General features: G+C 63.2%; 25 protein-coding genes. 10 read left to right on the top strand and 15 right to left on the bottom strand.

Annotation, left to right across the window (positions count from 1 at the left end; translation table 11 throughout):
- Positions 1-310 precede the first annotated feature (310 nt).
- A complete protein-coding gene (locus IVB13_RS17355) occupies positions 311-2,098 on the top strand; it encodes a peptide ABC transporter substrate-binding protein (RefSeq protein WP_247401769.1) in 1,788 nt (595 codons plus the stop codon).
- Between the two features lie 47 nt (positions 2,099-2,145).
- On the opposite strand, the gene IVB13_RS17350 is transcribed toward IVB13_RS17355, so the two are convergent.
- The 4 genes from IVB13_RS17350 to IVB13_RS17335 form a co-directional block, all read right to left on the bottom strand.
- A complete protein-coding gene (locus IVB13_RS17350) occupies positions 2,146-2,331 on the bottom strand; it encodes a hypothetical protein (protein ID WP_018453934.1) in 186 nt (61 codons plus the stop codon).
- A gap of 121 nt (positions 2,332-2,452) precedes the next feature.
- Entirely contained in the window at positions 2,453-2,665 is a 213-nt protein-coding gene (locus IVB13_RS17345) for a hypothetical protein (protein WP_143273036.1), read from the bottom strand.
- Positions 2,665-2,847 carry a hypothetical protein gene (locus tag IVB13_RS17340; RefSeq protein WP_143273038.1) on the bottom strand — a complete coding sequence of 61 codons (183 nt, stop codon included), beginning with the start codon at positions 2,845-2,847 and terminating at the stop codon, positions 2,665-2,667. Before IVB13_RS17340 ends, IVB13_RS17345 begins: the two co-directional genes overlap by 1 nt.
- 120 nt (positions 2,848-2,967) lie before the next feature.
- Positions 2,968-3,162: a hypothetical protein gene (locus IVB13_RS17335; protein ID WP_007614011.1), complete on the bottom strand. Its 195-nt coding sequence runs from the start codon at positions 3,160-3,162 to the stop codon at positions 2,968-2,970.
- Positions 3,163-3,248: 86 nt separating this feature from the next.
- Between IVB13_RS17335 and IVB13_RS17330 the strand changes: the two genes are divergently transcribed.
- A complete protein-coding gene (locus IVB13_RS17330; protein ID WP_018453931.1) occupies positions 3,249-3,764 on the top strand; it encodes a ferritin-like domain-containing protein in 516 nt (171 codons plus the stop codon).
- Between the two features lie 62 nt (positions 3,765-3,826).
- Here the strand turns inward: IVB13_RS17330 and IVB13_RS17325 are convergent, their stop codons facing one another.
- Entirely contained in the window at positions 3,827-4,684 is an 858-nt protein-coding gene (locus IVB13_RS17325) for an SDR family oxidoreductase (RefSeq protein WP_247489851.1), read from the bottom strand.
- Between the two features lie 63 nt (positions 4,685-4,747).
- A complete protein-coding gene (gene treZ / locus IVB13_RS17320) occupies positions 4,748-6,559 on the bottom strand; it encodes a malto-oligosyltrehalose trehalohydrolase (RefSeq protein WP_247453319.1) in 1,812 nt (603 codons plus the stop codon).
- A gap of 278 nt (positions 6,560-6,837) precedes the next feature.
- On the opposite strand from treZ, the gene IVB13_RS17315 reads away from it, so the two are divergent.
- The 4 genes from IVB13_RS17315 (at position 6,838) to IVB13_RS17300 (ending at position 11,193) form a co-directional block, all read left to right on the top strand.
- Positions 6,838-7,095, top strand: a complete 258-nt coding sequence (locus IVB13_RS17315; protein WP_018453928.1) for a DUF3606 domain-containing protein — start codon at positions 6,838-6,840, stop codon at positions 7,093-7,095.
- 43 nt (positions 7,096-7,138) lie between these two features.
- Positions 7,139-9,376 (top strand): glycogen debranching protein GlgX, encoded by a 2,238-nt coding sequence (gene glgX, locus IVB13_RS17310; protein ID WP_247489849.1) that lies wholly within the window; start codon positions 7,139-7,141, stop codon positions 9,374-9,376.
- Positions 9,377-9,481: 105 nt separating this feature from the next.
- Entirely contained in the window at positions 9,482-9,775 is a 294-nt protein-coding gene (locus IVB13_RS17305; protein WP_026232628.1) for a hypothetical protein, read from the top strand.
- Positions 9,776-9,921: 146 nt separating this feature from the next.
- Positions 9,922-11,193, top strand: a complete 1,272-nt coding sequence (locus IVB13_RS17300; RefSeq protein ID WP_018453925.1) for a DUF892 family protein — start codon at positions 9,922-9,924, stop codon at positions 11,191-11,193.
- 3 nt (positions 11,194-11,196) lie between these two features.
- Here IVB13_RS17300 and IVB13_RS17295 read toward each other — a convergent pair whose 3' ends face one another.
- Entirely contained in the window at positions 11,197-14,313 is a 3,117-nt protein-coding gene (locus IVB13_RS17295) for a DEAD/DEAH box helicase (protein WP_247401728.1), read from the bottom strand.
- On the opposite strand from IVB13_RS17295, the gene IVB13_RS17290 reads away from it, so the two are divergent.
- Positions 14,312-14,542 (top strand): hypothetical protein, encoded by a 231-nt coding sequence (locus tag IVB13_RS17290; RefSeq protein ID WP_094183527.1) that lies wholly within the window; start codon positions 14,312-14,314, stop codon positions 14,540-14,542. The two genes, IVB13_RS17295 and IVB13_RS17290, sit on opposite strands and share 2 nt — an antisense overlap.
- 159 nt (positions 14,543-14,701) lie before the next feature.
- Here the strand turns inward: IVB13_RS17290 and IVB13_RS17285 are convergent, their stop codons facing one another.
- Positions 14,702-14,962 (bottom strand): hypothetical protein, encoded by a 261-nt coding sequence (locus IVB13_RS17285; RefSeq protein WP_007595982.1) that lies wholly within the window; start codon positions 14,960-14,962, stop codon positions 14,702-14,704.
- A 120-nt stretch (positions 14,963-15,082) separates the two neighbouring features.
- Between IVB13_RS17285 and IVB13_RS17280 the strand changes: the two genes are divergently transcribed.
- On the top strand, positions 15,083-15,814 hold the full coding sequence (locus IVB13_RS17280) for a DUF3750 domain-containing protein (protein ID WP_247489847.1): 732 nt from the start codon (positions 15,083-15,085) through the stop codon (positions 15,812-15,814).
- A 285-nt stretch (positions 15,815-16,099) separates the two neighbouring features.
- On the opposite strand, the gene IVB13_RS17275 is transcribed toward IVB13_RS17280, so the two are convergent.
- From IVB13_RS17275 to IVB13_RS17245, 7 genes are all read right to left on the bottom strand, one after another.
- A complete protein-coding gene (locus tag IVB13_RS17275; RefSeq protein ID WP_247394190.1) occupies positions 16,100-16,387 on the bottom strand; it encodes a DUF2934 domain-containing protein in 288 nt (95 codons plus the stop codon).
- A 282-nt stretch (positions 16,388-16,669) separates the two neighbouring features.
- On the bottom strand, positions 16,670-16,831 hold the full coding sequence (locus IVB13_RS17270; protein ID WP_247489845.1) for a DUF2934 domain-containing protein: 162 nt from the start codon (positions 16,829-16,831) through the stop codon (positions 16,670-16,672).
- A 146-nt stretch (positions 16,832-16,977) separates the two neighbouring features.
- Positions 16,978-17,634: a hypothetical protein gene (locus IVB13_RS17265; protein WP_247401683.1), complete on the bottom strand. Its 657-nt coding sequence runs from the start codon at positions 17,632-17,634 to the stop codon at positions 16,978-16,980.
- A gap of 14 nt (positions 17,635-17,648) precedes the next feature.
- Positions 17,649-18,143 carry a type II 3-dehydroquinate dehydratase gene (locus IVB13_RS17260; RefSeq protein WP_247401682.1) on the bottom strand — a complete coding sequence of 165 codons (495 nt, stop codon included), beginning with the start codon at positions 18,141-18,143 and terminating at the stop codon, positions 17,649-17,651.
- Positions 18,144-18,175: 32 nt separating this feature from the next.
- Positions 18,176-19,456, bottom strand: a complete 1,281-nt coding sequence (locus IVB13_RS17255; protein ID WP_247401660.1) for a TRAP transporter large permease subunit — start codon at positions 19,454-19,456, stop codon at positions 18,176-18,178.
- 61 nt (positions 19,457-19,517) lie between these two features.
- A complete protein-coding gene (locus tag IVB13_RS17250) occupies positions 19,518-20,027 on the bottom strand; it encodes a TRAP transporter small permease (protein WP_247401657.1) in 510 nt (169 codons plus the stop codon).
- A 76-nt stretch (positions 20,028-20,103) separates the two neighbouring features.
- Positions 20,104-21,120 (bottom strand): TRAP transporter substrate-binding protein, encoded by a 1,017-nt coding sequence (locus IVB13_RS17245; protein WP_018453915.1) that lies wholly within the window; start codon positions 21,118-21,120, stop codon positions 20,104-20,106.
- 226 nt (positions 21,121-21,346) lie between these two features.
- On the opposite strand from IVB13_RS17245, the gene IVB13_RS17240 reads away from it, so the two are divergent.
- Together IVB13_RS17240 and IVB13_RS17235 are read left to right on the top strand one after the other, a co-directional pair.
- Complete coding sequence (locus IVB13_RS17240; protein ID WP_085348502.1) at positions 21,347-22,006, top strand: FCD domain-containing protein; 660 nt, start codon at positions 21,347-21,349, stop codon at positions 22,004-22,006.
- A 58-nt stretch (positions 22,007-22,064) separates the two neighbouring features.
- Positions 22,065-22,964, top strand: a complete 900-nt coding sequence (locus tag IVB13_RS17235) for an SMP-30/gluconolactonase/LRE family protein (RefSeq protein WP_085357214.1) — start codon at positions 22,065-22,067, stop codon at positions 22,962-22,964.
- The last annotated feature ends 118 nt before the right edge of the window (positions 22,965-23,082 follow it).

Below are 23,082 nucleotides of genomic sequence, written 5' to 3'. Positions count from 1 at the left end.
GCGGACCACGCTTCTCCGTTCGACCGCATGTGGGGAACGAATGCATCTGCGCAAGCGTGAGACGCGTCACGACAAAACCCACGGATCGTTGCCCGTAGCCCGATGGAGCGATGCGCAATCCGGGGCGCCGCCAGCGCGGCTGGACTTATCCTGGTTGCGCTCGGCTCCATCCGGGCGTCAGACCTCTCCCCGCACATTCGTCATTTCGCCGCAGGGTTTTCTGACCTTGGTGGCATTGCCGCCTCGCCCATGATCAAACATGATGGGCCTTGGCCGGTGACGACTTGTCCTTGAAGTGGGGGATCATCCGATGAACGAGAACGAAATCCGCAAGTCCATCACTGAGGTGCAGCAGGGCACCTTGTCGCGACGCTCGTTCATGCAGACGATGGCTGCGATCGGGATCGCGGCGCCTGTCGCGAGCCAGATCCTGGTCTGGAACGACGTGGCGATGGCGGACGCCACCCTGCCCTACAAGCCGACCAAGGCCGGCGGCGGCGGCCCACTCAAGATCCTGCTCTGGCAGGCCCCTACACTGCTCAATCCGCATTTCGCGCTCGGGACCAAGGACCAGATCGCCTCGCGCGTCTTCTTCGAGCCGCTCGCCGGCTGGGACAAGGACGGCAACCTCGTCCCCTGCCTCGCGGCCGAGGCTCCGTCCAAGCAGAACGGCGGCCTTTCGCCGGACGGCCTGAGCGTGACCTGGAAACTGAAGCAGGGCGTGAGATGGCATGACGGCAAGCCCTTCACCGCCGACGACGTCGTGTTCACCTGGCAATACGCCTCGGATCTCGCCACGGCGGCGTACACTACGGGGTCTTACAAAGACATCACGGTCGAGAAGATCGACGACCACACCGTCAAGGTGCTGTTCAAGGCGCCGACGCCGTTCTGGGCCGATCCCTTCGTCGGCTCGGTCGGTCCGATCCTGCCGAAACATCATTTCGGCGACTATGTCGGCGCGAAGTCGCGCGAAGCGCCCGGCAATCTGAAGCCGGTCGGCACTGGTCCCTACAAATTCGTCGAGTTCAAGCCGGGTGACCTGATCCGGGCCGAACGCAATCCCGACTATCACGTCAAGAACCAGCCGCATTTCGACACGCTCGAGATCAAGGGCGGTGGCGATGCGGTGTCCGCGGCGCGCGCCGTGCTGCAGACCGGCGAATACGACTATGCCTGGAACATGCAGGTGGAGGAGGAGGTCCTCAAACGCATGGAGGCCAGCGGCAAGGGCAAGCTCGACGTCACGCCATCAGGCAACGTCGAATTCATCATCCTCAACACGACGGACCCCTGGACCGAGGTGGACGGCGAGCGCTCAAGCCCCAAGACCAAGCACCCGACGCTGTCCGATCCCGCCGTTCGCCGCGCGATCAATCTGCTGATCGACCGCGAGTCGATTCAGAAATTCATTTACGGGCGCGGCGGCGTCGCCACCGCGAGCTTCGTCAACGCGCCCAAACAGTTCAAGTCGCCGAAGCTGAAATACGAGTTCGACGTCGACAAGGCGAACAAGATCCTCGACGAGGCCAGCTGGGCCAAGGCCGCGGACGGCATCCGCGAGAAAGACGGCAAGAAGCTCAAATTCGTCTTCCAGACCTCGACCAATGCGCCGCGTCAGAAGACGCAGGCCATCATCAAGCAGGCCTGCCAGAAGGCCGGGATCGAGATCGAAATCAAGGCGGTCACGGCATCGGTGTTCTTCTCGTCCGACGTCGGCAACCCCGACACCTACTCCAAGTTCTATGCCGACATGGAGATGTACAACACCACGCAGCCGCAGCCCGACCCGGAGCGCTTCCTGAACCAGTGCGTCTCCTGGGAGATCTCCAACAAGGAAAACAAATGGCTCGGCCGCAACGTCTCGCGCTGGTCCGATCCCGAGGCCGACAAGGCCTACAAGGCTGCGCAGAACGAGCTTGATCCGGTCAAGCGGGCCGCGCTGCTGATCAAGGTCGACGAAACCTTTTGCGAGGCCAACGTGTTCCTGCCGCTTCTATCCCGCAACATCGTCAACGCAGGGGTCAACAACCTCATGGTCGACATGTCGGGATGGGACGTCACGACCTGGAATCTGGCGAGTTGGTATCGCAGCTGACGCCGGAGAGGCTGAACGCGCAAACTCCGCCTCGGCAGACCACCAGCTCAATCCCTGCCGGCGAATTGACGGTCGAGGTTTGACGCCGCGTCGGCGCTTCTGAGCCGTTTCATCAGCTCATCCCGCTCCTTGCCGTCGGGCAACGCCTCGGCCTTTTCACGGATGGTCCTGGTGAACTCCGCAAGCCGTTCTTGCAGAGTGGTGGTTTGCTGAACGCGACGCCGCCTGAGCACGATCGGGTCTCCATCTCATGGCACCATGCGGTGCCTTTCCGGATTGCCGATGATAAGTGCGAGCGCAGCCATGTCTGTATCAAATGATATAGTTCACGCCATTGGTGCCGACACCCTTTGTTCACATGTGAACAGTGGGAGCCACCTTCACCTGCCGCTCCGGAACGAAAATGGCGGCTGTTACATTGACGCGGCGAGACAGCACGGACGCGCCATGGGCAAGATATTGATCAGCACCGCCGTCGTAAGCCTGGCGCTCATCATTGCCTTCGCGGTCTATGTCATCACTCTCTGAATTGCCAAGTAGAAGCGAATGATGGTGCGGCTCGGACATCAACCGCGCGCGCAGCAATCGACCAACAGGTCCCAGATCCGCTGCGCCTCGCGCGATGCGCTGCTTTCCGGCCCCTTCTCCGGGTTGGACTGCGAATAGTCCGCCACCGGACGTTCCTCGCGAGGCACGATCCATCGCTGGGAGATCGGGTCGTACCATTTTCCGATCATCATTTCAGTCACGCCGATCGACTCACCGATTTGATCCTGGGCGAGCTACGGCTCACGGGCTTCGTCAATCCCATTCACCGCGCCTCGCCCATTTTACAAATCGGCTTCTGACACAATCGTTCCTGCCGCGGCTCAGCCAGGCCGTGCCGGATGAAGCGTACGGGGATGCCGCTCGTGCAGCAGCCGCGCGAGCTCTTCCCGCTCCGCAGGACGCCCCTTCATGGCGGTCTCGAACAGCGCTTCCTGGATGTCGCGGGGCATGTCACCCCACACGTCCATCGCCGCTCGTCCGAGCAGGCCCGCAAGATGATCCGCACCATCGCTCATTCGGCTCTCCTGATCTGATCACGGGAATGGAACAGCTAGGGCTGTGCAGCGTTCCAGTTCCATCATTGTCAAAGGAGACGTCGTTTATGGGATTCTTCACCAAGGACATCAAATCGATGGAAGACCTGCTGCTGCACGGCCTGCAGGATATCTATTACGCGGAACAGCAGATCCTCAAGGCTCTGCCGAAGATGATCGAGAAGGCGACAAACAGGGACCTTGCCGCCGGCTTGAAAGCCCATCTGGAGGAGACCAACAAGCAGGTCGACAGGCTCGGCAAGGCATTCGCGAAGCTCGGCAAGGAGCCCAGCGGGACACACTGTCCCGCCATCGACGGCCTCATCAAGGAGGCCGATGAGACCGCGGGCGAAATCGAGGACAAGGCCGTGCTCGATGCCGCGATCGTGGCCAACGCACAGGCCGTCGAGCATTATGAGATGTGCCGCTACGGCACGCTGATCGCATGGGCGGAGGAACTCGGGCACGACGACATCGTGCGCTTCCTCACGACGAACCTGAACGAAGAGAAGGCCGCCAACACCAAGCTGAACACCGTGGCGCTTCGCAAGGGCGTCAATGCCAAGGCGTCCAGCGCGGCTTGATCGAGACGTACTGAACGTGGCGGTCCTGCTCGCGGGTCGCCACGTTCCCGTTGCACGATCGCTTAGATAAACGGCTTGCCGCCGGTGACCGCCAGGGTCGCTCCCGACGTGTAGCTCGAGAGCGGATCGGCGAGCATGACATACGCGGTCGCGAGTTCGGCCGGTTGGCCGGCCCGTTGCATCGGCACTTGCTTGCCGAAGTTCTTGACTTTGTCCTCCGGCATCGTCGACGGAATCAGCGGCGTCCAGATCGGACCCGGAGCGACCGCATTGACCCGAATGCCCTTTGCCGCCAGCATCTGCGCAAGGCCGCCGGTAAAGTTCTGAATGGCGCCCTTGGTCGTGGCATAGGCCAGCAGGGTTGGATTCGGCATGTCGGAGTTCACCGACGCGGTGTTGATGATCGCCGCTCCCGGGCGCATGTGGGGGACCGCAGCCTTGGTGAGATAGAACATGGCGTGAATGTTGGTCTCGAACGTCCGCTGCCATTCCTCGTCGCTGATCTCAGCGATCTCCTTGAACGTGTCCTGATGCGCCGCGTTGTTGACGAGGATGTCTATTGCGCCGAACGCCTCGACGGTGCGCTGCATGATCGCGCGACAATGATCGGGATTGCGGATGTCGCCGGGGATCAGGACGACCTTGCGTCCCTCGCGCTCCACCAGCGTCTTGACCTCAGCGGCATCCTCGTCCTCGTTCAAATAGGCGATGACGATGTCGGCACCTTCCCGGGCATAGGCGATCGCGACCGCGCGGCCGATGCCACTGTCGCCACCGGTGATGATTGCCTTCTTTCCGGACAGTCGCCCGGAGCCCTTGTAACTCTCTTCGCCGTGATCCGGTCGTGGATTCATCGCGCGGGTCGAACCGGGCATCGATTGCTGCTGGGACGGATAAGGCGGCTTTGGATATTCGGTCATGGAGGGGCTCCAGGGATTTACTCCGCTAACGGAAAGCTTTCGGAAGCGTTCCTCGCGGTTCCATCACGCCTCGTGGCCAAGCCGCACGATGATGTCGCTCGGCAACAGCGCTGGCGCGTCGGCGGCGCCCAATCGCCATAGGCTCTCGCCCGCGACCAGCGCCGGCATGGGCAGTTCGTGGTCGGCGAAATTGGCAACAATCTGCAAGATGTCTCCCTTCTGCGTCCGCCAACCGGCATCCAGGCCGCCCTTACGCTGGTTCTCCCCCAGCAACCTGCAATGAGCCGAAACGAAACCCCGTTTGATCAGCGGAACGATCTTCTCGCGCCGTATCTTCAGCAATCGGGCTGTGAGGCCGCGAAACCTGGCGCTGGCGGGAGAGCGGTCGATGCCGGCCCAGTCGAGCTTCGATGCCCCGAAGGTTTTTTCATCGCACGGATCCGGAATCCTGGCGCGCATGCCGGGCGTCGAGAACGCCTTGAAGTGCGCGAACTCCTTGCGCCGCCCTTCCCGCGTCAGCTCGGCAGCTTCGCCGGACCAGTCTGCGAAAAACAGGAATGGCGTCTCGGCCGCGGCTTCCTCACCCATGAACAACAGGGGAATATGCGGGTTCAAGAGAACCAGTGCCATGGCCTGGTCCAGCTTCTCCGGACCGACCAGCGCGGAAAGCCGCTCCCCGAGCGCGCGGTTGCCGATCTGGTCGTGGTTCTGGGCGAAGAAGATGGTGGCATCAGGCGGCAGATGCGCGCTCGGCTCGCCGCGCGGTTCGTCATGCAGCGGAAAGATTTCGCCCTGGTAGGCAAAGCCCTCGGTGAGCGCTCGCGCGAGATGTTCAAGCGGCCTGTCTGCGAACGCGCGATAATAGCCTTCGTCCTCGCCCGTCAACAGGACGTGGAGCGCGTTGTGAAAATCATCGCCCCATTGCGCGTCATAGAGCCGGGTTCGCCCCTGAGCACGGTCGAGCAGGCGGGCCTGATTGGCCTCGTTCTCCAGCATCAGATGCACGCGCCGGTCCGGCAGCTGACTGCGAACCGTCTCGGCAAGCTCGATCAGGAAATGGCGGTCGGAATCGTCCTTCAGGGCGTGAACGGCGTCGAGCCGCAAGCCGTCGAACCCGTAGTCGCGCAGCCACATCAACGCGTTCTCGATCAGGAACTCGCGCACGAACGCGCCGTCGTGTCCCTCGAGGTTGACGGCAGGGCCCCAGCCGGTGCTGTGGCGCGCGGTAAAGAAACTTTCCGCATAGAGGTGCAGATAGTTCAGCTGCGGTCCGAAATGGTTATAGACAACATCGAGATAGACCATGATGTCGAGGGCATGCGCCGCGCGTAACAGCCGCTTGAGGTCTTCCGGCCTGCCGTAGCGCGCATTCGGCGCATTCAGCAGCACGCCGTCATAGCCCCAATTGTGCCGGCCGGGGACATCATTGAGCGGCATCAGCTCGATTGCGGTAATGCCGAGATCGCGCAGATAGGGCAACTTCGTCTCGACGCCGGCATAGGTGCCCTCCTCACTGAAGGTGCCGACGTGCAACTCGTAGATCACGGCCTCCGCCCAAGGGCGGCCGGGATAGAGCACCGAGTCTCGGAACGCCGCAGTGTCCACCACCTCGCTCGGGGCCCCGACGTCGTCCGGCTGGAAGAACGAGGCGGGATCGGGAACGACCAGGTCTTCGTTGATCCTGAACTGATAGCGCGTGCCGACATGCGCGGCGGGACTCAACGCCTGGTACCAGCCATCGTGGTCGCGCATCATCCGGAGTGGCGGCCGGCCGGCTTCGAGCAATTCGACCGATTGCGCCGTCGGCGCCCACAGATTGAAGCAGACCCCGTGGTCGAGACATCGAGGGCCGTGGTGTCGCGCTGGCCCAGCCATTCCCAAACTGTGACTCAAACCTGGCCGCCTTTGCGTGCATGGCTGGAAGTTACGGCACGCTTCGCGAGGCTCGATTTTACGATCGCTTGAGCATGCTCAACGGGAGAAGCCGAGATGTGGGCATTCGTTCCTCAGCCGGCGCCACACCGATGCGCCATGTGCGTTGTGTGCACTTTTGGGCCGAGGTGCGGCGACGATGGGTTGGGGAAGATCACTGTTGCAAACAGGGAACGGAATCGCCGGGGCGACGGTTGCAACTCCACACGGGAGTTTTCGTCATGCGCCGCTCGAAGCCACAGCCGATCCGCAATAAGCTCGACCTCGCCGACCGTACTCAGGTGCGCCTCGTCAGAAAGCGTCTCGGACTATCCGACGCAGAGCTGACCAGCATCGTCGAGCGGATTGGCAACTCGATTGCGGCTATCAGCAAGGAGGCGGCGCTGCAAAGGGCAACCACGCTGCCGAAGCCGGACGATGTGCCTCCTGTCGCGGTGATTACTTCTGCGACCGTCGGCGAGCAGGCGACGCGGAAGTGACGGCAACCTCACCAAATTCTTCAGGGGCTATTCGGGGGCAGCGATGGATCAAACGGTACATTCAGACGACACCCTGACGCGGGCGGCCTCGAGCCTGCGCCGCTCCCGCATCAGCGAGGGCAAGCCGTTTCCGCTCGGCGCCACCTGGGACGGGCTCGGCGTCAATTTCGCGCTGTTTTCAGCCCATGCCACCAAGGTCGAACTCTGCCTGTTCGACGACAGCGGCGAAACCGAACTGGAGCGGATCGAACTCCCCGAATATACCGACGAAGTCTGGCACGGCTATTTGCCCTCGGCCCGCCCCGGCACCGTCTACGGCTACCGCGTCCATGGCCCCTACGAACCCGACGCTGGACACCGCTTCAATCCCAACAAGCTCGTGCTCGATCCCTACGCCAAGCAGCTGGTCGGCCGGTTGCGCTGGGGACCGGAGCTGTTCGGCTACCAGCTCGACGATGCCGACAAGGATCTCTCCTACGACGAACGCGACAGCGCGCCCTTGATGCAGAAATGCCGTGTCATCGACCCGGCCTTCACCTGGGGCGCCGCGCGCAAGCCGGAAGTGCCGTGGGAGCGGACGATCGTCTACGAGATGCACGTCAAGGGGTTTACCCAGTTGCATCCGCTGGTGCCCGACGCAGACCGCGGCACGTTCTCCGGTCTCGCGCACTCGGAAGTTCCGGCCTACCTGCGCTCGCTTGGCATTACCAGTGCAGAATTGTTGCCGATCCATGCCTTCGTTGACGACAGCTATCTGGTCGAGAAAGGCTTGCGCAATTACTGGGGCTACAACTCCCTTGCCTTCTTCGCGCCGGAGCCGCGTTACCTCAGGACGCCGTTCGCGAACGAATTCAAGGCCATGGTCAACCAGTTCCACGCCCATGGCGTCGAGGTCATCCTCGACGTCGTCTACAATCACACCGCTGAAGGAAACGAGCTCGGCCCAACCCTCTCGTTCAAGGGCATCGACAACGCCAGCTATTACCGCCTGCTGCCGGACCAGCAGCGCTACTACATCAACGACACCGGTACCGGGAACACGGTGAACCTGTCGCATCCACGCGTGCTGCAACTGGTCGCGGATTCCCTGCGCTACTGGGCGACCGAGATGCGGGTCGACGGTTTCCGCTTCGATCTCGCCACCATCCTGGCGCGCGAACCTTACGGGTTCGATGAAGGCGGCGGCTTCCTCGATGCCTGCCGGCAGGACCCCGTGCTTTCCAGCGTCAAGCTGATCGCCGAGCCCTGGGACATCGGTCCGGGCGGCTATCAGGTCGGTCAGTTTCCGCCGGGATGGGCGGAGTGGAACGACAAGTTCAGGGACACCGTGCGCGCCTTCTGGAAGGGCGACGAGGGATCGATCGCGGACTTCGCCAAGCGCGTGTCCGGATCCGGCGATCTCTTCAACAAGCGCGGCCGCCGGCCATGGGCCAGCGTCAACTTCGTCACAGCCCATGACGGCTTCAATCTCAATGACCTCGTCTCGTACAACGACAAGCACAACGAAGCCAATGGTGAGGATAATCGCGACGGCCACAGCAACAATCATTCCTGGAATTGCGGCGCCGAGGGACCGACGGACGATCCGGACATCACGGCGCTGCGCGAGCGCCAAAAGCGCAATCTGCTGGCGACCATGCTGTTGTCGCACGGCACGCCTATGCTGCTTGCAGGCGACGAATTCGGACACACCCAACACGGCAACAACAACGCGTACGCCCAGGACAACGAGATCACATGGCTCGACTGGCTCCGCATCACCGCAAATGGCCGCAGCCTGCGCGAATTCACGCGCAAGCTGATCGCCACGCGCAAGGCATTTCCGATTCTTTACCGCAGCCGCTTCCTGGTCGGCTCCCACAATGAAGAGCTGGACGTGAAGGACGTGACGTGGCTCGCGCCGTCCGGGGAGGAAATGACGACGGACCAGTGGCAGGACGGTAACGCCAAATGTTTCGGCCTGCTGCTCGACGGCCGCGCCCAGGAGACCGGGATCAAGCGCCGCGGCTCGGACGCAACCATGCTGCTGATCTACAACGCCCATTACGACGTCGTGAATTTCACCTTGCCCGCAGTCGCCGAGGGACGCAGCTGGATCGGGTTGATCGACACCAATCAACCGGAGGGGCAAATGCCCGCATTCGAGTTCGGGCACGTTTATGCGATGACGGGGCGATCCCTCGTGGTGTTCGGTCTCGCCACCGAAACCATCGCCACGCGCCGCCTGCGCCAGGGCCTCGGCGCGCTGCTGGACATCGTGGAGGCGCCGCTGCCGGGGTAGTTGGTCGTGACACGGTGAGCCGACGCTTTCGAGTTGATGACGACAGGGAACGCACGCAGGTTATCGGCGTTCGAGTAGATGGGGCATCAGTCGGAGAACACCGAGATGAAGTTCACAGGTGCCGTTATCCTCGCCGCTCTCGCGCTGCCTGGAGCAGCCTGGGCGCAGGCCAGCAAGCCTGACGTTTCGTCCGCGCCGAGCGCGCAGAATTCGGGTGCCGGCATTGCCGGGCAGCCCGGCAACAAGAACGGGCCGGCCGCAAAGCCTGGTGAGACCGTCGGATCGAGTTCGACGAGCTCCACTGGCAACACCGCCGTGCAGTCGCAGGACCCGTCGAATATTCAGGGCGCGCCAGGCAACAAGAATGGGCCGCCCGCCAAGCGTCCGGACCAACGCTAAACGAATACGCCCACAATCCTGCCGATCGACTCGAACGACCTGCGCCCGATATCATCGGCGCAGGTCGTTTCGCGAGGAACGAACGCTAAAGCCGCCCGTTCGGAAGACATCCTCTTTCCTGTCCTCCCAATACGAGAGTCCCCACCATGTATCACCACGTCAAGAAGCTGATGTTCACCGTTCGCGTCGACGAGCCGGATCCCCGCTTCGGCAACATGCTGCTGGAGCAGTTCGGCGGCGCGAATGGCGAGCTCGCCGCCGCGATGCAGTACTCGATCCAGGGGTTGAACTGCGAGGATCCCGATCGCAAGGACCTGCTGATGGACATCGGCACCGAAGAGCTCAGCCATCTGGAAGTGGTCGGCACGCTGGCGCGGATGCATCTCAAGCCGTCGAAGTTCGACCGTCAGGCGGCCGAAGCCGATCCCCTCATCGCCATCGCCGGCGGCGGCGGCGTCAATCTCTTCAACTCCCAGGGCAATGCCTGGACCGCCGACTATCTGAAGATCACCGGCGAGCTTGACGTCGATCTGCGCAGCAACATCGCCGCGGAGGCGCGGGCCAAGATCGTCTACGAGCGGCTGATCAATTTCTGCGACGACGCCGGCAGCAAGGACGCGCTGCAGTTCCTGATGACCCGCGAGATCACGCACATGAAGGCGTTCGCGCTCGCGCTCGAGAGCATGGGCAAACCAGCGTTCAGCATCGGCCGCATCGCGCCGACGCCCGGCCTCGTGGACCAGTTCTTCAACGATTCCACCGGCGCCGGCGACCATGGCGAGATCGACACGCGCGGCCCGTGGAACGAGGGCGGCGACTGGGTGTTCACGGAGTCGCCGGCGATCCAGGCGGGCGAACCGGGTCCGGCCTCGGCCATCGTCACCGAGAGCTCGCCGCCCGCGGACGAAGCGGGTCTCGGCGATCTGCTCATCAACGAGCTGCGCGATATCCTGCATGCCGAGAAGCAATTGACCAAGGCGCTTCCCAAGATGGCGGAGGCCGCCCGCTTCGATCAGTTGCGCGAGCTGTTCGAGCAGCACCTCGCCGAGACCGAAGCGCAGGTCGAGCGCATCAACGAATGCTTCGAAATGCTCGGTAAATCCGCCCGCGCCAAGCCCTGCAAGGGCATGATGGGCCTCGTCGAGGAAGGCCAGGAGATCATGGCCGAGGGCGAGGACAAGGAGGACGCGGCGGCCGACCTCGCCCTGATCGGCGCAGCGCAGCGCGTCGAGCATTACGAGATCGCGGGCTATACCACGGCGCGCAACCTCGCCCAGCAGCTTCGCCACAGTGCCATTGTCGCCCTGCTGTCGAAATCGCTCGCCGAGGAGGAGAACGCCGATCAGCTTCTCAACCAGGTGGCTCGCTCGCTGATGTCGGTGGCGAAAATGCCGGCGGCAGTCGAGCAGACCGAATGATCCCTAGCCGTCCAGCAGGTCGAGAAACTCCTCGACCCGGCTGAACGGATCCTGGTCGCGGCGGCCGGCGTGAACAACGCGGTCGCCGTCGCGCTGCAGCGCTCCCGTCTGCGACTTCGCCCTCGATTTCCGTAGTCGCCCCGGCAGGAACGTCGCGGCGACGGCCTCGGGCCCGACATCGAGCCTGACGATACCGCGCCGCTTGCAATCGATCCGCAGCCGGGCGGAGGCGAAGAAGTCGCGGGCCTCCGGCGGCAGCCTGCCGAAACGACGCGAGATCTCCTCCTCCAGATCTTCCAGATCGTCGTCGCTCCGGCACCTGGCAGCGCGCCCATAGATCTCGAGCCGGACCGCCTCGGATTGCACGTAGCCTTCAGGCAGCATGTCGGCGAGCGGCATATTGAGATCGGGCACCCACAGATCGGCCCCGGTATCGCTGCCTCGCTCGGACGCGCGCTTCAGCAGATGACTGTAGAGCACCGGTCCGAACACCTGGACATGCCCGGACTGCTGTTCCGAGAACAGATCGCCGGCGCCCCTGAGGTCGAGGTCGCGCTCGCTGATCGCAAAGCCGGCCCCGGGCTTGCTGAACTCCTCCAGTACCGCCAGGCGCTTCTCGGACTGCTCCGAGGTCGATTCCGTCAGCAGATGAGCAAAAGCGCGCGTGCCGCCGCGTCCCACCCGTCCCCTGAGCTGATGCAGCTGCGCAAGCCCGAACTTTTCGGGCCAGCACACCACGATGGTGTTCGCGCGCGGAATATCGAGACCGCTTTCCACGATATTGGTCGCCAGCAGTACGTCCGCCTCGCCATCGACGAAACTCATCATGCGATCGTCGATCTCGTCCACGGGCAGTCTGCCGTGAAGACAGACGATGCGCAGCTCCGGCGCCACCGATTGCACCCGCGCCAGCATCGGCTCCAGATCCTGGATGCGTGGGCAGATCAGGAAGCTCTGACCGTGCCGCCTGCGCTCGCGGAGCAGCGCTGCGGCAATGGCAGCATCGGACAGCGGCGCGATCCTGGTCACGATGGGAAGGCGATGAACCGGCGGCGAGGCGATGACGCTAAGATCCCTGAAGCCGGCAAGACCCGCCGCGAGCGTGCGCGGGATCGGCGTGGCGCTCATCCACAGCGAATGGGCACCCTTGGCGAGGCCTGAAAGCTTCGCCTTCTCGGCCGCTCCGAAGTGCTGCTCTTCGTCGATGATGACGAGGCCGAGGTCGGCGAACTTCACGTCCTTTGCCGCAAGCGCCTGCGTGCCGACCACGACTTTCAGCGTGCCGCGCCGCAGCCCCTCCTTGGTCTCTCGCGTCTCCGGGCCTGAACTGGCTCGTGACAGGCTTCCCACCTCGATGCCGAGAGGGCCGAACCGCTTGCGGAAGGTTTCGACATGCTGCCGCGCCAGCACGGTCGTCGGCGCCGCGATCGCCACCTGTTTGCCGGACAGCGCCACTGCGGCCGCCGCCCGCAGCGCGACCTCGGTCTTGCCGAAGCCGACGTCACCGCAGATCACCCTGTCCATGGGGTGGCCCGCCGCAAGATCGTCGAGGACGTCTTGAATCGCCTGGGCCTGGTCCACTGTCGTGAAATAGGGGAACCGGGCGACGAATTTTTCGTAAGCTGGCCCCGGCGGCACCAGTTTGGGTGCACGACGGCGGAGGCGCTGGCTGATGTGTTTGGCGAGCGCCTTGGCGGCGACCTGGATTTCCGCTTCCGCCTCGGTGCGCCGCGCCCACCAGCTGCTGCCGTCCGCCTTGTCCAGCGTCAGCTTCCCGGGCTCGCCGGCATAAGGCCAGATCACGGCAAGATCGGAGGGCGGTACGAGCACGGCATTGTCGCCCGCGAATTTGAGCCTGATCATCTCGCGTCGCGATCCCTTGCCCATATCCAGGGTCTGCAAGCCATCGAGCACGGCGAGCCCGCGTTGCAGATGGACGATAGCGGCGCCCTTTTCCGGCACGTCGGGATGATCGAAAGCCGGATTCCAGGCGCGCGCCATCGGCTGCGGATGATGGGCTCGGCTGCCGAGCACGTCGGACGCGGTCACGACGACGAGCGGCTTGCGGCCGGCGCCAATGAACCCCGCGTCGAAATCGGCCAGCAGCGCGCCTTCGCGGCTCCGTGCCTTCGTCACCTCGCTCCAATCGGCCAGGCGCTCCGCCTTGATGCCGCTCATGCGCTCCATCGCGCGAAGGTCGTCCTCGACGGCCGCGACGAACAGCAGCCGCGATCCGCCGCGCTGCATGTCGGCGACGAAGGCGCGAAGCGCCTTGCGAGGCGAGGCCAGCTTCGAGAACTCCGGCGTCGAGATGAAGGCCGCCTTGCGCGGCAGCACGCTGATGCGCTTCTTCAGCTGCTTCCAGTCCGCCTGCCCCAGATATTCGCGTTCCGCATCCCTGCGGCCGGCAGCGTCCTCGATCGTGCCCTGCCAGCTCTCGGCGTGAGCCGATACCCCGGCATCCGCGATCCATCGCGCGCGGCTGCAATAATCAGGCAGTGTCGCCCGCTGTCCGCGCGTAGCTCCCAGAGCGATCCGCTCGGACATGGGATCTATGATCAATTCCGGGGTCTCGTAGACGACCTCGTGCTCGATGGGATCAACCGCGACGATCTTGCGGATCGTGTCGCCGGAATGCTCGATCCGGAAGGGAGCGAGTGCGCCGGCGGGAAACACTTCGAACGTCTTGCCATGGAACAGGACACCGCCCGGATACTCCGCCTCTTCGTCGAGATCGTAGCCGAGAGCTTCCAGCCGCGTCTCCAGCTCGGTCTCGGAATAGGGCGCGCCCACCTTCAGCGTGAGGCTCGACCGCGACCAGCTCGCCGGCAGCGGCAGCCGTTCCATGATGGCTTCCGCGGTGGACACCAGGAAGACGGGCTTCTTTGTCTTGGCGAGACGCCGCAGCACCGAGCTGCGCCGGCCCGCGATCTCGCGGGAGGGCTCGAGGCCGTCGAAGGGCAGCGTGTTCAGGCGCGGAAACACCAGCACGTCGACCGAGGGATCGAGGGCGTGGATCACGCCGCCCAGCCGCTCCGCCCTACTCTCGTCGTCGCAGAGGAAGACGAGGCCGTCGCGGCCGGACTTCTCCCACTGCTCGAGCAGATGCAGCGCCAGCATGCCGAGCGGCGATGAGGAGGCGACCGCGGAACGCGAGGCGCTCTTGTCCGGGCGCTTGCTTGTCGAGCTGGTACTTTTCGAGCTCTTGCTTTTCGAACTCGTGCTCTTCGCGCTCTTGCTTATCGAGCCTACGCTTTTCGAGCTCTTGCTTTTTGTCTTTATCGCGCCGGTCGTGGCCCGGGCTTTGCTGGTGGGCGCCAATGTGTATCCAACTTTGTTTCGCAAATAGAGGCGAGCGACGACGAGCCCTCCCGTCGAGCTCCGTCGATAACGCGCCTCGGGCTTGAGCGCCCATTGACGTCATTACAATTTTGCAATTGCGTTGAAAAGCAGAGACAGGGGGCAAAGGCAAGCGGCCTGAACGGGCAGAAGGCTAACGGGCAGGCGGCTATTGCAGAACCTTCGGCAGCACCACGACCACGTCCACGCTCTGCGCGAGGATGTGCGTGGCGACCACAGCGAGCTGGTGCGAGAACTCGTCCTCGATCTCGGCCGCGCAGTCTTCGTCGCTGGCAATGGCAAACAGCAGATTGCCGTCGATTTCGTCGAACCGGATGCCGGCGAAGAGGCGATCGAAAATCTCGGCGCCCGCGATGTACGCGATTCGCGCCTGGATGGCCTGGTCCTCGACGAGCGACAACTTCCTCATGGACGCAACATATGGCCGCACCATCCGAATGCAAGAGCAGGAGAGCGCTGGCGCGGCGTGCCTTGCGAACTATATTGGTGGCATCGTCCCGCCTAACCGCCAATTGCCTTGAGGAAATTCTTGATTCTGTTCCTGCTGCTGATCTTCCTGCCGATCGGCGTGTCGGCCGGCCGCTATTATTTGCGCGGCGACGGCCGCGGCAATTGGCAGACGGCGGATCGCTCCAGCGCCGGCCTGCTGCCGCCCGCATCGGCCAATCCGGATGCGCTGATCCGCGTCTTCGCCGCGCGCACCGTGCGCTGGCGCAGTATTTTTGCCGTCCACACCTGGATCGTCGTCAAGGAGAAGGGCGCCACAACCTATAGCCGATACGACTACACGGCCTGGGGTGACCCTGTTCGCAGCAACGGCTTTCCGCCCGACGGCCGCTGGTTCGGAGCCCTCCCGGAAACGGTGGTCGCCGTCGATGGCGCGCGGGCCGAAGCGCTGATTCCGAAGATCCGTGCCGTCATCGAGAATTACAAGTTCCGCGCCTATGGCGACTACAGCGCCTGGCCGGGACCGAATTCCAACACCTTCGTGCAGGCGGCGCTGGATGCTGTTCCCGAGCTGCGTGCCGTGCTGCCGCCGACCGCTATCGGCAAGGACTTTCCCTACAGCGGACGCTGGGCCGGCATCACGGCGTCCGGCACCGGGCTCTACGCCTCGCTGGCGGGTTATCTCGGCATGACCATCGGCTGGGTCGAAGGGGTCGAGATCAATTTCCTCGGCGCGGTGCTCGGCCTCGACATCCGCCGCCCCGCGCTGAAGCTTCCCGGCATAGGCCGCCTGGGTGTCGCGGCTGGCGCGTAACGCGATGACGGAGCAGTCCCGTCAACGTCGGTCACCTCCCAAGCTTCCCGACATCGTCCTTCCAATGTGTGCTTCAGGTCACAGCAGAATCGAGCGCCTTGGCCTAGACTGAACTTGCATGGCCGCAAACAAGGTAACGGCGGTACGCACCAGGCTGGAGAGGCGACCAACAGCTACGAACTTTTGAGGCCGCCAGGGTGAAGAACTCGGCGGCTTTTTCTCTGTCCGGCGAACGCGCGGACGAACCTTGTTCGCTGCCGAGGTGGCTACCGGCAGCGCCAGCTTCTATCGTTTCTCTGGCGGATCCGAGAGCTTCCGCTGATCGCGCTCTTGTTCGATCTGCCGTTCCGCTTCGACCCAGAACTCCACATCGCGATCGGCCGGGTGACCGGCTTGCTCCCAGAGCTCGTACGCGCGCGCTCGCACCTTGCCGCGCCGCATCATGCGAAGAAGCTTTTGCTTCAGCTCCTCGGCGAAGCTCCTGAATCGCTGGACGGTGGTTTCGTCTTTGACGAGCGCAGCCGCTCGCGTTGCGAGTTCGATCTGGTGCTCTATCTTTTGCCGCTCGTCCACCGCAAACCCCGCCGTAGCCACGGGCCTGCGTCGCAGCCCGTGCTGCTCACATCCTCAATTCCTGCTGGAAGGCTCTGTTCCGCCTTCAATGCCAGGTCCTTCAATGCCACGTCGTGTCCGCTTCGACGATCACCGCCCTTGTTTCGGGATCTTCCGTCGTGTTGCAGGTGCAGGGCATGCCCGCACCGCAGCGGCAGCCGCCCAGTTCCTCACTCCAGGCGCGGAGCGGGTGGTTTTCGCAGACCCATCCCAGACCATAGCAGAATGGGCATCTCTTGTTGGTCACAGCGTATCCGGCGTCCGCATGGGGTTCGACTTGTCCTCGTTGCGCAACTCCTGCTCGGCCGCGCGCCAGAACTCTTCCTCGCGGCCTTCCGGCTTGCCCGCCTGTTCCCACAGGCGGTGCGCGCGTTCTCTGATGTCGTGATCGGTCGGCTCCGGCATTGCATCTCCTGCGAAGAGACACGGCCCCACCCTGGGGGGTATGGGGGCTTGGAGGCGGGGCCGTGCAGGCCAGCAAATCGGCGGCGACGCTGGCCCGCTGAGTCAAGCCTCGATGGTGCGCAAGAGTTCCTAGCGAGACGTTGCCATCAGCCGAAATCCGCGATGCGGGCGTCGAGCGCAAAGATGCTTTGATAGACTTCCGGCTCGCTCGCCCCGGCCATGACGTCGGGCGCAAGCTCGCTCGCCCGCTGCAAGGCAGCCTGCAACGAGGCGACGTCGAGCGCCTCGATCAGCAAAAGCCCCGCGAAGAACCCCTCGTTCTTCCGCATGCCTTTCTCAGCGGTCGGCACCGATGTCCGCGCCTCGTCGGTCGCGCCGATCTGCACCGCGGCAACCCCGTCGCACGCAACGAGCGCCTGAGCCAGACCTTGGGGATATTTCGGCAATGTCTCGATCCGGAGCGCCACGATCGATGCGCCCTCGCCCCGCCCTGCCCGCGCGATCATGACGCCCCCGCCCCGCATGAAATTGCCGAGCTTCGGCATGATACGCTGGGACCACGGCGTCGGTGCGTTGAGGCGCGCCAGATAGGCCTCGCCGTCGAGGACCTCCGGCGTCTCCAGCTCATACAGAATGAAGAAGCGGCTGATGTCGTCCCTTGCCGCGCGGAAGACACGCGATGCCAGGAAGCCCTTCGTCGTCACGCGCTCGGTCGTGTGCTCGCGCGTCAGCCAGTGCCGGTAGTCGGTCAGGTCGTGAGCCTCGACGTCGCTCCAGATGGCGAGAAATCCCGTGCCGCGCATCCCGCCCTCCATGCCTACGCCTTGCCGCCGGCCGCAAGCCCGTGCAGAGCCGGTGCGATGGCCTCAGGCAATTGGCCCAGCCGTTGGACCGCCGCGAGCATCGCGGCGAGATAACCATAGGGACCCAGGCCGCAAATGACCGCCGTGCAAGCACTCGACGTGATCGAGTGGCGGTGCAACTCGTCCCGCGCGTGGATGTTCGAGATGTGCACCTCGATCTTCACACCCTCGAAAATCTTCAGCGCATCGATCAGCGCGATCGAGGTGAATGAATAGGCCGCGGGATTCATGATGATGGCGTCCGCGTTGCCATGGGCGGACTGGATCAGGCTGACGAGTTCGCCCTCCATGTTCGATTGATGGAACGACATCGAAACGCCGAGCTGGTCGGCCAGCGCGCGGCAGCTCGCCTCGATCTCATCGAGCGTCGTCGAGCCGTAGATGTGGGGCTCGCGGATGCCGAGGAAATTGAGATTGGGTCCGTTGAGGATCATGATCCTTGCGGCCATTTTCGCTTGTCCTTCTTTTGTTGCCGACGCCTCTAGCCGCTGAACCACTTGGCCGGGATCGTCACCAGTCCCGGGAATAGCACCATCGCGAACAGGACGATCAGTTGCGCGATCAAGAAGGGCCAGACGCCCTTGATGATATCCTCCATGCTGATCCTGGAGACGCCGCAAACCACATTCAGCACGATACCGACCGGTGGCGTGATCAGGCCGATGGCATTATTGATGATGAAGAGAACACCAAAGTAGACGGGATCGATGCCCGCCGCCTTGACGATCGGCATCAGGATCGGCGTGAGGATGAGGATGGTCGGCGTCATGTCGAGGGCCGTCCCGACGATCACCACCACGACCATGATCGCAAGCATCAGGAGCGTGTTGTTGCCCATGAAGGGCTTCAGCAGGGTAACGATCTGTGTCGAAATCTCGGACACAGTGATGAGCCAGGACGATACCAGCGCCGCTGCCACGAGAAACATCACGATACTCGTCGTCAGCGCAGAGGAGACGAACACCTCGTAAAGCTGCGACAGCTTCAATTCCCGATAGATGCAGGTCGCGACGAAAAGCGAATAGACGGCGACGACGACTGCGGCTTCCGTCGGCGTGAAGATGCCGAAGCGCAGGCCGACCACGATGATGACCGGCAGCATCAATGCCCAGAAGCCGTCGACCACCGCTTTCACCATTTCCGAGAGCGATGCTCTTGGCGGGGGCGTCAGGTTCTCACGGCGCACCACCCACCACCAGGCCAGGCAGAGCCCTGCCCCGAGCAACATCCCGGGGACGATCCCCGCCAGAAACAGTTTCGAGATCGACACCCCCGCGGCGACACCGAAGATGACGAACCCGATGCTGGGCGGAATCACGGGCGCGATGATGCCGCCGGCCGCCACCAGACCCGCCGCGTAGGATTTCTTGTGGCCCGCCGCCACCATCATCGGCACCAGCAGGGCGGCCAGAGCCGCAGCGTCGGCTGCCGCGGAGCCCGAGAGCGACGCAAGGATGCAGGACGCGAGGATCGTCACGTAACCAAGTCCGCCGCGAAAATGCCCGACCGCGACGAGCGCAACGTTGACGATTCGCTTGGCCAGACCGCCCTTGTTCATGACCTCGCCGGCGAGCATGAAGAATGGAATGGCCATCAGCGGAAAGCTGTCCGCGCCGTTGATGACGTTCTGCGCCACGATCTGGGCGTCGAACATGTCGATCGTGCTCATCAAGGCCACGCCGCAGACGATCAGCGCAAAGGCGATCGGCATGCCCAGCGCCATGGCGCCGAGCAGCGAGAAGGTGAAGACGGCGATCGTCATGGCGTGATCCCGGTGATTTCCAGGATGTGAGCGCCGGGCGGCACGATACGAGGAGACAGCATCAGTGCTCCTCCGATTCCCTGACGGCCACCATGTCGGCTTCGCTGGCCTGTCCGGACATGACGCGGAACAGGTCGTAGAGAAGGATCACTCCGGCCGAAACGCCGAAGATCACGCCCACGCCATAGAAGATGCCGAGCGACAGGCCGGTCGCCGGGGCGCGGTCGTCGATATTGATGATCGTCTGCCGCCAACTTCCCGAGAGCAGAAGCCAGTCGGCGAACAGCATCAGGACGTAGCTGACGATGAAGCAGATGCGTTTGCCGTAAGCCGGCAGCATCCGCACAAGGCTATCGACGCCGAGATGGGCGTGCTCACGCATTGCCACGACCGCACCGAGGAAAGTCAGCCAGACCAGGAGCCAGCGCGACAGCTCCTCGGAAATCGCAATACCGGAGTTGAAGCCGTAGCGCAGGACAACGTTGCCGAAAACCAGCACCACCATCACCGCAAGACATGCGGCGATGATGCCCTTCAGCAGGGTGCAATAGAGGTCGAGAATTCGCGCCATGCGTGCCGTCCGGGCAAAGTCGGGTTCAGAGCCGGCCCACTGGCCGGCTCTGCCTCTTGCATGCTGACGAGGTCGACTATTTCACGTCCTTGCGGATGCGATCGAGCTCGTCGTTGAACAGCTTGACCGCCTCCGGCTTGAGATTGGCGGCAATCTTGTCGACGACCGGCTGCGCCGTCTTGCGCATGCGATCGAGCTCTTCCGGCGCGACGGTGTTGTACTGCATGCCCTTCGCCTGTAATTCAGAGAGGGCCTTTTCGGTCTGAAGGCGGGTCTGCTCCTTTTGATAGCCTCGGCTTTCCTCATACGCCTCGCGCATCAGGCGCTGCTCGGTCGGCGAGAGCTTGTCCCAAAACGCCTTGCTCACCAGAATAATGTTCAGGGTGAAGGTGTGATTGGTGGCGGAAACGTATTTTTGCACTTCGTAGAACTTGTTGGAGAGAATGACCGTGAAGGGGTTCTCCTCGCCATCGACGGTGCGCGTCTCCAACGCCGAATAGAGTTCGCCGAAGGCCATCGGAACGGGATTGGCCTTGAAGGATCCGAAGGTCTCGAGATAGACCGGGTTCGGAATGACGCGGAGCTTGAGGCCGTTGAAATCCTCGACCTTGGTGATCGGCCGCGTGCTGTTGGTGACGTTGCGGAAGCCGAGGCCCCAATAGCCCAGACCGATCAGCCCCTTCGACGGCAACGTATCGAGCATCGACGTGCCGAACTTGCCGGTCCCGAGAGCATCCGCCTGCTCGATGGTCTTCACGATGAATGGAAAGTCGATGAGGCCGAACTCCGGCACGACGGTTGCGAGCGACGTCGTCGAGGCCGACAGCATTTCCTGCGTGCCGCCGCGCAGCGCGGATTGCTGCTGCAGCTCGTTGCCGAGCTGCGAGGCCGCGAACTCACGTATCTTCATCTTGCCCCCGCTCTTCGCCAGCAGGATCTCCGCAAATTTCTGCACCCCCGCGCTGACGGGGTGATCGGTGTTGTTCAGGTGTCCCCACCTGATCGTGCGCTCCTGAATGTCCTCAGCGGATGCACCGACCGTCAGCGCCACGCAGATCGCCGTCGCAGACAGCGCCCGTACCAACAAGCTCATTTTGACCTCCCTGTTCGATCGGGGCACGACGGCGGCTTCAGCCATTCTTTTCTGCACCCTCAGGTCAATCAAAAAACATAACTACATTTTTTGGTCAAATGATAAATCGCAATTCATCTGATATTTTTGATTACGTCTGTTGGTAGGCGTCTGCTATATTGCTGGTAACATTGATGGTTCGGCCGCCCACCACGGGCGTTGCGCGCATATTGCGGGATCGGAGAGCATGACGTCACTCGAGGGGCGCCCCTTGTCGGCGGGCGACAGCGGTTATCAGCGGATTCGATCCGACATCATTTTCGGCGTGCTGACGCCGTCCGGACGTCTCAAGCTCGACGCCATGAAGGAGGACTACGGCGTCAGCATCTCCACGCTGCGCGAGATCCTCAATCGGCTGACCTCGGAGGGATTCGTGGTCGCGGAGGGCCAGCGCGGCTTCGAGGTGGCGCCGATATCCATCCAGAACCTGCGTGAACTCGCCGGCCTGCGCATCCTGCTGGAGCAGCATGCAATGGCCGAGTCGTTTCGTGCCGGCGACGTCGAGTGGGAGGGCCGCGTGGTGTCCGCGCATCACAAGCTGGCGGCCACCGAACGCACCGTCCTCAAGGAGGGGGACGATCCCGAGCTGCGCAAACGCTACGACGGCGAATTCCACCAGGCTCTCATCTCGAATTGCGGTTCGCGCGAGCTGATGCAGACCCACGCGATCGTGTTCGACAAATATTTCCGCTATGCGCTGCGCTACCGCGGCGCAGAGACGATCAACCAGCACAAGGCGCTGCTCGAATGCGCCCTCAAGCGCGACATCAAAAGCGCCAAAACCGTGCTCACCGATCACATCAACGGGTGCGTCGCGCACGCCCTCGCCTCCTGGAACGAGGATTGATCGTCCGCGGCCTGACGTCGTTCGGAGACAGCGCTCGTCGCTGCAATCGGATTTCGGGATGACTCCTGACATGATTCCCGCATATCGGGTCGAGACCGCGGTCGCCGCAGGCGACATCCTCGGCGAGACGCCATTGTGGTGCGACCGCTCCCGCAAGCTGTGGTGGGTCGACATCGACCGGCGGCTGCATCAATCCTTCGATCCGGCGACCGGCGCGCATCAGGTTGTTCCGTACGCGTGCAACTTCCTCGGCAGTCAGGCCTTGACGGCAGATGGCTCCCACCTGCTCGCGCAGGATCTGGGGCTTTATCGCCGCGCGTTCGATGACGATCCTCCAGGTCAGCTCTGCGAGGTCGAAAGCGGCCTCGACAATCGCCTGAACGACGGGCGCGTCGACGCGCGGGGCCGGCTGTGGATCGGCACCATGGACAACCAGCTGCATCGGCCGAACGGAGCGCTGTATCGGGTGGACGCGGACGGCCGGACAACGCGCATGTTCGGCGATGTCATCGTGACGAACGGCATCGCGTTCTCGCCCGACAATCGCACGCTCTACTTCACGGACACGAGGCGTTACCGCACCTGGCAGTTCGACTTCGATCTCGATGACGGCGCGATTAGCAACAGACGGCTGTTCGCGGATTACAGCGCCTCCGGCGAGAGGCCCGACGGCGCGTGCATCGACGCTGCGGGCGGACTGTGGACCGCATTCTTCTCCGGCGGCCGGGTGGTGCGCTATCGGCCGGACGGCCGGATCGATACCGTCATTCCGGTGCCGGCGACCAATCCGACCTGCGTATGCTTCGGCGGAGCCGATCTGAAGACCCTGTTCGTGACGACGGCGAGAAAGTTTCTTGATCGCGAGCAACTGGGCCGCGAACCCCAGGCGGGTCATGTTCTGGCCATTGATGGCATTGCACAGGGACTTCCAGAACACCGCTTCGGCAATTCATCCTGAGCGCCTGCCACCGAGACGTCGCGGCACATGACGCGACCAGGCATTCAAACAGCGGACATGATTTCTCGTTCTCGCGGCGCGTTTCGCCCGAGCTTTGCTTCGTCACTCCGCCCTCATA

It is taken from the genome of Bradyrhizobium sp. 17 (genome assembly GCF_023073515.1).
Lineage (GTDB): Bacteria > Pseudomonadota > Alphaproteobacteria > Rhizobiales > Xanthobacteraceae > Bradyrhizobium > Bradyrhizobium canariense_D.
The sequence above is the reverse complement of the archived record's forward strand: the minus strand, read 5'-3'. Positions and strand labels throughout refer to the sequence as shown.